Genomic DNA, 10,288 nt, shown 5'->3' with positions numbered 1-10,288 from the left:
CTAATTCATATACTTTTAAACTAAATGTAATAAAAGAAAAAATAGAAAAAATGGCTTTTTGGTATACATAGAATGGAGGATATGGGATGGCGGGAATAAAAGATATTGCCAAAGAAGCTGGAGTTTCCATTTCAACGGTGTCATATGCATTAAATGGAAGTCCAAAAGTAACAGAAGAAACTCGAAGCAGAATCATGAAGATTGCAAATAGATTAGGTTATGTTCCTAATGCAGCGGCAAGGATGTTAAAGGTTAAAGAAACAAAAATTATTGGGGTATTCTTGGCTGATTATGGAGGTTATTTTTACGGACCACTATTAAGAGGAATGAGACAAGCTTTAAACGACAAAGGGTATGAATTAATTGCTTGTTCTGGTGTACAATCACATCGACTTTTACTTGAAAAAGTAATTGATGGTGGAATCATTTTAGATCAGGCTTTTTCAGATGAAGAACTATTAGATTATGCTGAAAAAAATTATAAAATGGTAGTGATGGATCGAGAATTACAACACAATAATATTAAAGGAGTTCTATTAGATAATAATGGTGGAGCTAAGTTAGCGATTAAAGAACTTCTTAAAAATGATGTCAAAAAAGTATATGCTGTAACAGGGCCAGAGGGATCATACGATTCAATTAAACGTATGGAAGGTGTTAGAGAAGAATTAGCAAATTATCCTGAAATTGAATTAATTGAAATCGGTGGAAATTTCATAAAAGATTCAGGAGAGTTAGCAGCAAAACAAATCTTTTCAAACTATAATGAGCCAAGTGCAATATTCTGTCTAAACGATGAAATGGCAATTGGGATCTATAACTACCTAGAAGATACAGATTACAAAGTAGGTAAAGATGTATTTATTGTAGGTTTTGATAATATTGAATTATCACAATATGTTACACCAAGATTAAGTACAGTATCCTATTCTACATTTGATTGGGGTTCATTAGCGGCTAAAAATTTATTGAAACTCATATCTAACGAAGTTGTTGAGAATAAGAAAATTGAAGTTTCATTAACTGTTGGAGGTTCTTCTTAAGAAGAAAATTATATCAGAAACTTAAGTTTTTCTTAAAGAGACTTAAATTTCTCTTAAAAAGAGAGGTTTAAGTCTCTTTTTTTATGTCTAATTCCAAAAAATTTCACATACCGTAATAGTAGGCCACAAACGAAAAAAAAAACAGTTTTTAATAGTCAATATTGAACAGTTGACCTAATTTAAAAAGAACATACTTTGGAATTCAACCTCTTTTACTAATATGACAGGAAATTAAACTGACTTTGTCGAAATATAGAACTATATAAATTCTACCAAAGGACTGAATGCTTTTGAACACATTATTGTTAACAGGTTTTGAACCTTTTCTGAACTTTTCAATTAATCCTACAGAAGAAATTGTGAAAGAGTTAAATAATCAAGAGGTTGGAGGGTTTCAAATTATCGGGGCAGTTTTACCTGTTGAATTCAGTACAGCGGGTAATGAGTTAATAAAATTGTTTCATTCGTATAACCCATCGGCAGTTATCTCATTAGGATTAGCAGGTGGTAGATATAAAATAACGCCAGAACGGATCGCCATAAATTGCAATGATGGTGCAGCCGATAATAGAGGGAATAAATATACAGGGGCTAAAATTGATCCAGAAGGCCCGGATGGACTATTTACTACACTTCCAATTCAAAAGATTGTTAATGAATTAAACAATCACAAATTTCCAGCTGAAATATCCAATTCTGCAGGTACTTATTTGTGTAATAATGTTATGTATCAAATGCTTAATGAATTTAAAAAAATAAACAAGCAAATACCGAGTGGCTTTATTCATATTCCAGCTTCACATGAAATGGCTGTAATTGATCAGAAGCTGCCAAGTTGGTCGCAAACTGATTTGACAGATGCTATTAAGCTTGCAATTGAAGTGATTGGTTTAAATGACTAGCACTAAATTGGATATTTTTCCGCTAGGTTGCTCTGGCATAGTATGTTATTTAGGTGATTCGATTTCAATGGAAACAAATAATCTAGTACATGCTTTCTCAGAATATCTAAAAACAAAATTAATGACGAAAATAGCAGCAGTCGTACCATCTTATCATTCCATTACGATTTTTTATGATTCAATTAACTTTTCATACGAGGAAATAAACCAAGAAATAAAGTTGCATTTTAATCGTTTTAATCGTTCTAAAATTAACAGAGAGCGTATAATTTATGAAATTCCACTTTGTTTTAGTTCCACTTTTGGGACCGAACTTCAAAAAGTAGCAGAGCATAATAAACTAAAAACTGAAGATGTAGTACAACTTTATCTAGAAAAAATGTATCCCATTTATATGATAGGTTTTATACCTGGGTTTCCTTATCTTGGCGGATTAAACCCTAAACTATCAACTCCAAGACTAATAAAACCAAAAACAGTTTTAAAGGGTTCGGTTGGGATTGCCGGAAATCAAACAGGGATTTATCCTTTTGAATCCCCAGGTGGTTGGAATATTATTGGACGTACGCCAATTTCAATATTTTCAACGGAAAATAATGGCACAGAAAACTTTAAACCTGGAGATTTAGTGAAATTTTTTGAGATTAATATCGAGGAATTTATTCAGATTGAACAGCAAGTGAAAGAGGACATCTATTCAATTAAAAAGGAAGTGCGTTTAATTGATTCATATTGATTTAAACTGTGATTTAGGTGAAAGTTTTGGGAATTACAAAATAAATGATGAGCAAATTATGCCACATATTACTTCAGCCAATATCGCTTGTGGATATCATGCAGGAGATCCGTTTGTAATTTATGAAACAGTAAAATTAGCAAAACAGTATAATTTATCAATTGGAGCGCATCCAAGTTTTCCTGATTTACTTGGTTTTGGTAGAAGAGAAATGAATTTCAGTGAGGATGAAATTTATAAAATAGTTCTCTATCAGATTGGTGCACTTTATTCGGTATGCAAAGTAAACCGAGTTGAACTTCATCATTTAAAACCTCATGGTGCTCTTTATAATATGGCAGCTAAAAATTTGAAGCTCGCTTTAGCGATTACAAAAGCAATGAAAGACTTCGATTCTTCACTAACATTATTTGGATTAGCAAATAGCAAATTAAAAGAAGCAGCGATCGAAATGAATATTCCTTTTTCTTCGGAAGTATTTGCAGATCGAGCATATGGTGATGATGGTTTATTGGTACCTCGTAATCAATTAAACTCGGTTCATCACAATACGAAAGATGCCATTAATCAGGCTCTTCAAATAGTAATAACCAAAACCGTATCAACAATTTCAGGTAAAGATATTCCAATTCAAGCTGATACCGTTTGTATACATAGTGATTCAGAAATTTCAATTAAATTAGCGATGGAATTACGTAAGGTATTTAGTGAAAATAATGTACTTGTTAAGTCAATAGGAGCGTAATACTTTGAAAGAGTTTTTTGAAGTTTTACAAAGAGGTGTATCTATTTCCATTCAAGATAATGGTAGGAATGGATTTAGACATTTAGGAATACCTGTTTCTGGTGCTATGGACAAATTAGCTTATCAAATTGGAAATCTATTACTAGGAAATAAATTAAATGCAGCTAGTATCGAAATTGCGATTGGTGGTACTGTCCTAAAAGCATTAAATCAATTTTCAATCGTCATAACAGGTGGAAATTTGAATCCTACAATAAACGGTAAATTCGTTGAGATGAATAAAATAATCGACATAGCAAAAGGAGAGATTTTGACTTTTAACGGGGGAAATACTGGTATTTATTCATATATATCCGTACCTGGCGGAATTTCAAGTGAATCTCATTTCGAAAGTCAGTCATCGTATGAGCCTGCTACTCTTGGATTAATTCCTAATAAAGGTACAATAATTTATGGTTCAAGATCTTCTTATAAACTAGTGAAAAATGGACTAAAACATGAGTATATTCCAATCTATCCTAGCCATAATTTGGTTCATTTTATAAAAAGTAGTCATTTTGAGAAAATACCTCACCAGATAAAATCACAAATATTATCTGAACCTCTTACGATTGGTACGTTTAATAGAATGGGAATGTATTTAAGTTCAAAATATGCTAATTTAGAACCGTTTGATTCAAATATTCTATCAGAAGGCACAACTTTTGGAACGATTCAAGTACTACCAACTGGCCAACCAATTATCTTACTAGCAGACTCCCAAACTACAGGCGGATATGCAACATTAGGTACAATAATTTATTCAGACCTTTGGAAACTTGTACAAATGCAACAAGGAAATACAATTCAATTATTACCAGTTGATGTAGATGAGGCAAGAATTTTAAATAAAAAGCTTCAGTTATTTTTAAACTATTTACAAATTGAATGTAGAAATAAGGAGAGATAACTATGGAAAATTTACTTACAAAATTATTTGATGCGACGGAAAAAGGCGAAAATGAAATTGTAATAGAGTTAATAAGTGAACAGCCAAATTTGATTCACGAAGAAAATGAGCATGGGTTAACATTACTTGGAATCGCAGCACATTACGGTCAATATGAAGTTGTAAAAACTTTAGTAAAAAATGGTGCACAAATCAATGCTCTTTCTCACTCAAAGCTTTCATTCATTCCACAAAATACAGCTCTACATGCAGCAATTGCAGGTGCTAAGTCAATAGAAGTGATCGATTTTCTTTTAACTAATGGAGCAAATCCAAATATTAAAGACAGTGAAGGTCACACTCCATTACATATCGCAGCATTTGAAGGAAATGCCACTATTGCTGAACTTTTGTTAAAAAACGGTGCTGAAATTAAAACGAATAATTCTAGTAAAACTCCTATTGAAATTGCTGAAGAGCGTGGTAATACAGAGTTTATCAATTTTATAAAAGAGTAACTTTATGATTAATCCGTAGTGTTGTGATGACTGTTATGTCACAGCACTTTTTGTTATGATAAAAGAAAGACTAGTAAAAGAGGAATAAGTATTGAGAATTAATGTTTATATTAGCGCATCAGGATATTGTTCTAGAAGAGCAGCAGAACGATTGGTTGCTTCGGGACAGGTTAAAATTAACGGACTAACTGCTGAAAAAAACAGCATAGTAGAAGAAGACGATCTAGTTGAAGTAAATGATGAAGTGATTTACTTAACGAGTGAAAAAGAATATATTATTCTAAATAAACCAGTAGGGATTACTTGTACAGGGTTACAAACTGTAGAAGGAAATATAATTGATTTTGTCAATTATCCAAAGAGAATTTTTCCAATAGGTAGATTAGATAAAGATTCTGAAGGATTAATCATCCTTACAAACGACGGACCTATTGCACATAAAATATTACATAGCAAACATGGACATGAAAAAGAATATATGGTCACAGTCGATCAACCAATTAATGAAGATTTTATTAATGGCATGTCAAATGGGGTACTTATAGGAACAGTTTTAACTAAAAAATGTAAAGTTGAAAAAATACATGCATATACATTCCGTATTATTTTAACGCAAGGCTTAAATCGTCAAATTCGGAAAATGGCAAAAAGTTTTGGATTTAAAGTGATTAAATTAAAGAGAATTCGAATTATGAATATCCATTTGGAAAATCTAGAAATAGGTAAATGTAGAAAATTAACAGATAACGAATTAGTTAATTTAAAAGAACAATTGAAAGAGGAAGAATAAATGAAAATTTTAATTGATGCAGATGGCTGTCCAGTAGTTTCAGAAACAATTAAAATTGCAGCAGAATTTAAGATCAACGTTCTTTTATTATGTGATACTGCACATATAATGCAAAGAGAGGGCGCTGAAACGATCGTTGTTTCACAAGGTGCGGATGCAGTTGATTTTGCTTTAGTAAATCGAGTTGTAAACGGAGATCTCGTAATTACTCAAGATTATGGTCTTGCTGCAATGGTTTTATCAAAGCAAGCTTACGTATTAAATCAAAACGGTTTTCAATATACAAATGAAAATATCGATTCACTTTTACATACTCGATATGTTTCAAAGAAAATTCGAAATGCAGGTGGACGAGTAAAGGGACCAAAAAAACGTCAGAAGCTTGATAATGAAAATTTTGAAAACGGCTTAAGAAAATTACTTTCTTCAATTTCTTTATAGTAAAATAGAATGGTACAAATAAAATAAAAAAGGAGGCAAGCATGTTAACATTTGCAAGAGAAAATTTAAAAAAGTATTTTGGATATGAAAATTTTAGAGCTGGACAAGAACAAATTATTGAACGAGTTTTATTAGGAAAGCACACAGCTGGTATTATGCCTACAGGTGGTGGAAAGTCGATCTGTTATCAAATTCCAGCGACAATTCTCCAAGGAGTTACCCTCGTCATTTCTCCTTTAATCTCTTTAATGAAAGACCAGGTAGATGCATTGCATCAAGTAGGTATTCCTTCCACGTTTATTAATAGTTCACTTTCTTATAATGAAGTTAATGAAAGAATGATGGATTTAAGTTATGGTGAATACAAAATTCTATATGTTGCACCTGAACGATTAGAATCAGAAAGCTTTATTAATGAATTAAAAAGATTGCCGATCTTACTAGTAGCAGTAGATGAAGCACACTGTATATCGTCATGGGGACATGATTTTAGACCAAGTTACTTACGTATAAAAAACTTAATACAAGAATTGCCTACGAACCCAACAATATTGGCACTTACTGCAACGGCAACTCCTCAAGTAAAATCTGATATTTGTAATCAATTAGGAATAATTGAGGAAACGACAATCATTACAGGCTTTGAAAGAGAGAATTTGTCATTTAAAGTCATTAGAGGTCAAAACCGATTAGATTATATTTGTAATTACATAAAACAAAATAAAAACGAATCAGGTATTATTTACGCCGCAACTAGAAAAGAAGTAGATAATGTTACGAATAAATTAAAAAATCAAGGCATTTCTGTCGGTAAATATCATGCAGGTTTAAGCGATGCAGAACGTTCAAAACAACAAGATGCATTTTTACAAGATAATATTAATGTAATGGTCGCTACGAATGCATTTGGTATGGGAATTGACAAGAGTAATGTTAGATACGTAATCCATTACCAAATGCCTAAAAATATGGAAAGCTATTATCAAGAGGCTGGAAGAGCAGGACGAGATGGATTAGAAAGTGAATGCATTTTACTTTTTACTGCTCAAGATGTTCAAATACAAAGATTTTTAATTGAACAATCTACTTTTGAACATAATCGTCTAAAACAAGAAATTTCAAAACTACAATCAATGAAGGATTACAGTTATTGCGAAACATGTTTACAGGCATTTATTTTAAAATACTTTGGGGATGAAACTAATCACTCCTGTGGTAAATGTAGTAATTGTATTGATCAAAGAACTTCAATAGACATTACAATTGATGCTCAAATCGTTTTATCATGCATTATTCGAATGGGCGAAAGATTTGGTAAAACAATGGTTGCATCAGTACTAACAGGATCAATGAATAAAAAATTAATAGACTTAAATTTTCATACTTTAACGACCTACGGTTTATTCAAAACCCGTACATTAAAAAGTGTTGGTGATTTAATTGATTATTTAACATCGGAACAATTTATTGGCGTTACTAGCGGTAAATTCCCATTGTTAACTGTAACAAATAGGGGAAGAGAAGTACTTTTAAATAAAATAAACGTAATGAAAAAAGAAGAGATCCAAGTTACTGAAATTACACACGTTGATAATGATTTATTTGATCAACTACGAAGTTTACGTAAAGAAATTGCTACTGAACTTGGAGTACCACCTTTTGTCGTATTTTCAGATAGTACTTTACGAGATTTATGTAAATTGCTCCCTACAACTGATGAAGAATTCCTACAAGCAAAAGGAGTCGGATTGCAAAAACAACAAAAATTTGGTAAGCAATTTATAGAAGTAATCAAGAAGTATAAAGAAGAAAACAATATTGAAGTAGAGACAACAAAACCAAAAGTGACAACTATTAATAAAGTACCTTCACACAAAATATCATACGAGTCTTATCAAAACGGACTTACTATTTCTGAAATTGCAAAAGAGAGAGGATTAAATACGACTACTGTTGAAAATCATATTCTGCAAAGCGCAATGGAAGATGATCAGTTTGATTGGGCTGAAGTAGTGCCTTTTGATATTGAAAAACAAATTAAAGAAGTCATTAATTCAGTCGGAAGTGAAAAACTTCGACCTATAAAAGATGAATTACCTTCTGAAATTAGTTATTTTATGATTAAAGCAGTAATTATGAAATCTGTAACATAATATAAACTTTTTGCACTAAAAGTATAAAGAGCTTCCTATTTTGAATGGGAAGCTCTTTATTTTATCTATTTCTTACTAGCTTTAACCTTTAATTGATTACTTTCTTTACTTTCATTATGAAGTCGATCTACAGCAGTTATTTCATACATGTAGTCTTTATCTATATTTGCTGTTGTATCTAAATATGTTGTTTTGCCATTTTCTGATTTGCGGACGGTATTTAAAATGTTTCTTGGATCATCAATACTTTCTTTATGTAATCCATCAAAACGGTATACAACATAATATGCAACATCTTGATCTTTAGGATGGGTATTCAAAGTAAGTTGGATTCCATCTTTAGTACGAAGAGCGTTTTCGAATTTTGGTTTATTTGGAGCTTGGTCATCTAACCATGGCATAGAAGGAATTAATGCCTTTGTCCTATATAAGTCTTGACTTAAGCGATCTTTAATACCAAGTGGATTTCGATTTAAATCTTTAATTGAAAAATGCATACTTCCTTTGATTTCAGGAATTGTACGATTTAATGCAATTTGTTTTGGTAATTCGTCAGGTAGAGCCCATGCCTCATTGTTAGCATTAATTTTGTAATCGGCTTGTCCAATATATAAATCAACATTCTTACCTTTTACTTCCTTTGTCCACCAATTTGCTAATGTATCATATGCAGCGGCTTCAAATCCTATATTCCAATAGATTTGAGGCGTAATATAATCAATGTATTCTTTATTAATCCATTCTCTTGTATCAGCAAATAAATCATCATAATTTGTTTGACCTGCAGTAGTGTTTGAACCAGTAGGGTCTTTTGCGATGTTCCGCCAAACTCCAAAAGGACTAATTCCAAATTTTACATAAGATTTTTCTTTTTTTATAGAATTATGAAGAACTTTTACAAACTGATTTACATTGTCTCGTCGCCAATCTTCAATATTAGCAAACTTTTGTTTACCATATTTTTCGTATGAAGATTGATCTGGAAATTCTTGACCTGCGATACGATATGGATAAAAATAATCATCCAAATGTACTGCATCAATATCATATTTTTTTACAACTTCCATAATCCCATCAATAATAAATTGACGTGCATCAGGATTACCCGGATCAAAATATAATTGCTTTCCATATGGAATTACCCATTCTGGATGTTTTCTTGCAGGATGATTTTCTGCTAAAGTATTTAAATCCTCTAAAGTAGCATCTCCTGGTGCTGTTCGTGGCATTGTAATACGATACGGATTAAACCAAGCATGAAATTCAATATTACGTTTATGTGCTTCTTTAACCATAAATGCAAGCGGATCATAGCCTGGATCCTTACCTTGTGTACCAGTTAAGTATTTAGACCATGGTCCATAATCAGAAGGATAAAAAGCATCAGCGGTTGGCTTAATTTGGACAACAACTGAATTCATTCCCATTTTTTCCACATCATCTAATAGTTTAATAAACTCTGATTTTTGTTGCATTTCAGACAAGCCAGTAGCTGATGGCCAATCTATGTTTGTAACAGATGCAATCCAAGCAGCACGCAGCTCATGCTTAGGCGGGACTGAGTACTGTGAAGTAGTTTCAGCATGAACATTTTGAATTTGTTGAAATAATAGAGATGCGCCTACTGTCGCAGCAATCGCATATTTTCCAAGTTTTCTTTTCTTCATAAGTGTTCCACCTGACTTTCTATTAAATTAGTAGCGCTTACATAATATAAAACTACCAAAAATGGAAAGTATTGTCTATCATTTTTGAAATAAAATTTCAAAAAAATATAAAAAATTAAGAAATTAAATTTCGGTATGTTTGATATTTTTGTGAAAAGCCTCAAATATAAATCATTTAATCATTCACGATCTATAGCTTGGATTGTCTTAAATTGGTAAAATATTGATTGTAAGTATAATTGCATACATTAAAGGTCATAGAAGGAAAGAGCATACATAATTTATTCAAATTTCACGAGACAAGAGAGGATAATAATTTGAAAATAAGTCAATTAATTGCAAATAATATTAATAAATTAGATGCA

10 protein-coding genes are annotated in these 10,288 nt (G+C 31.6%); 9 read left to right on the top strand and 1 reads right to left on the bottom strand.

The genetic code is table 11. The annotated features are described in order from the left end of the window. The first annotated feature begins 86 nt into the window (after positions 1-86). From CN514_RS19280 to recQ, 9 genes are all read left to right on the top strand, one after another. Positions 87-1,043, top strand: a complete 957-nt coding sequence (locus tag CN514_RS19280) for a LacI family DNA-binding transcriptional regulator (protein WP_098233990.1) — start codon at positions 87-89, stop codon at positions 1,041-1,043. A gap of 284 nt (positions 1,044-1,327) precedes the next feature. After that, positions 1,328-1,945: a pyroglutamyl-peptidase I gene (locus tag CN514_RS19275; RefSeq protein ID WP_353652084.1), complete on the top strand. Its 618-nt coding sequence runs from the start codon at positions 1,328-1,330 to the stop codon at positions 1,943-1,945. After that, positions 1,938-2,681: a 5-oxoprolinase subunit PxpB gene (pxpB, locus tag CN514_RS19270; protein WP_098233988.1), complete on the top strand. Its 744-nt coding sequence runs from the start codon at positions 1,938-1,940 to the stop codon at positions 2,679-2,681. Before CN514_RS19275 ends, pxpB begins: the two co-directional genes overlap by 8 nt. Next, the gene (locus tag CN514_RS19265) at positions 2,671-3,426 is read left to right on the top strand and encodes a 5-oxoprolinase subunit PxpA (RefSeq protein ID WP_098233991.1); all 756 of its coding nucleotides are present in this window, start codon (positions 2,671-2,673) and stop codon (positions 3,424-3,426) included. Before pxpB ends, CN514_RS19265 begins: the two co-directional genes overlap by 11 nt. A gap of 4 nt (positions 3,427-3,430) precedes the next feature. Further along, a complete protein-coding gene (locus CN514_RS19260; protein ID WP_098233987.1) occupies positions 3,431-4,375 on the top strand; it encodes a 5-oxoprolinase subunit C family protein in 945 nt (314 codons plus the stop codon). Between the two features lie 2 nt (positions 4,376-4,377). Continuing rightward, a complete protein-coding gene (locus CN514_RS19255; protein ID WP_098233986.1) occupies positions 4,378-4,872 on the top strand; it encodes an ankyrin repeat domain-containing protein in 495 nt (164 codons plus the stop codon). A gap of 91 nt (positions 4,873-4,963) precedes the next feature. Continuing rightward, the gene (locus tag CN514_RS19250; protein ID WP_098233985.1) at positions 4,964-5,662 is read left to right on the top strand and encodes a pseudouridine synthase; all 699 of its coding nucleotides are present in this window, start codon (positions 4,964-4,966) and stop codon (positions 5,660-5,662) included. Next, a complete protein-coding gene (locus CN514_RS19245; protein WP_098233984.1) occupies positions 5,663-6,103 on the top strand; it encodes a YaiI/YqxD family protein in 441 nt (146 codons plus the stop codon). Positions 6,104-6,144: 41 nt separating this feature from the next. Continuing rightward, positions 6,145-8,256 carry a DNA helicase RecQ gene (gene recQ / locus CN514_RS19240; protein WP_098233983.1) on the top strand — a complete coding sequence of 704 codons (2,112 nt, stop codon included), beginning with the start codon at positions 6,145-6,147 and terminating at the stop codon, positions 8,254-8,256. 65 nt (positions 8,257-8,321) lie between these two features. Here recQ and CN514_RS19235 read toward each other — a convergent pair whose 3' ends face one another. Continuing rightward, entirely contained in the window at positions 8,322-9,923 is a 1,602-nt protein-coding gene (locus CN514_RS19235) for a glycoside hydrolase family 10-like protein (protein WP_098233982.1), read from the bottom strand. Positions 9,924-10,288: the final 365 nt, after the last annotated feature.

The sequence above is a fragment of the Bacillus sp. AFS001701 genome (assembly GCF_002559405.1).
Taxonomy (GTDB): Bacteria; Bacillota; Bacilli; order Bacillales; family Bacillaceae_G; genus Gottfriedia.
This window is presented reverse-complemented; position numbering and strand designations above follow the sequence as displayed.

Excerpts from the sequence above, each read along its gene's own strand:
- CN514_RS19275 (WP_353652084.1), top strand. The coding sequence starts at position 1,328 with ATGCTTTTGAACACATTATTGTTAACAGGTTTTGAACCTTTTCTGAAC.
- CN514_RS19245 (WP_098233984.1), top strand. The coding sequence starts at position 5,663 with ATGAAAATTTTAATTGATGCAGATGGCTGTCCAGTAGTTTCAGAAACA.
- recQ (WP_098233983.1), top strand. The coding sequence starts at position 6,145 with ATGTTAACATTTGCAAGAGAAAATTTAAAAAAGTATTTTGGATATGAA.
- pxpB (WP_098233988.1), top strand. The coding sequence starts at position 1,938 with ATGACTAGCACTAAATTGGATATTTTTCCGCTAGGTTGCTCTGGCATA.
- CN514_RS19255 (WP_098233986.1), top strand. The coding sequence starts at position 4,378 with ATGGAAAATTTACTTACAAAATTATTTGATGCGACGGAAAAAGGCGAA.
- CN514_RS19235 (WP_098233982.1), bottom strand. The coding sequence starts at position 9,923 with ATGAAGAAAAGAAAACTTGGAAAATATGCGATTGCTGCGACAGTAGGC.
- CN514_RS19280 (WP_098233990.1), top strand. The coding sequence starts at position 87 with ATGGCGGGAATAAAAGATATTGCCAAAGAAGCTGGAGTTTCCATTTCA.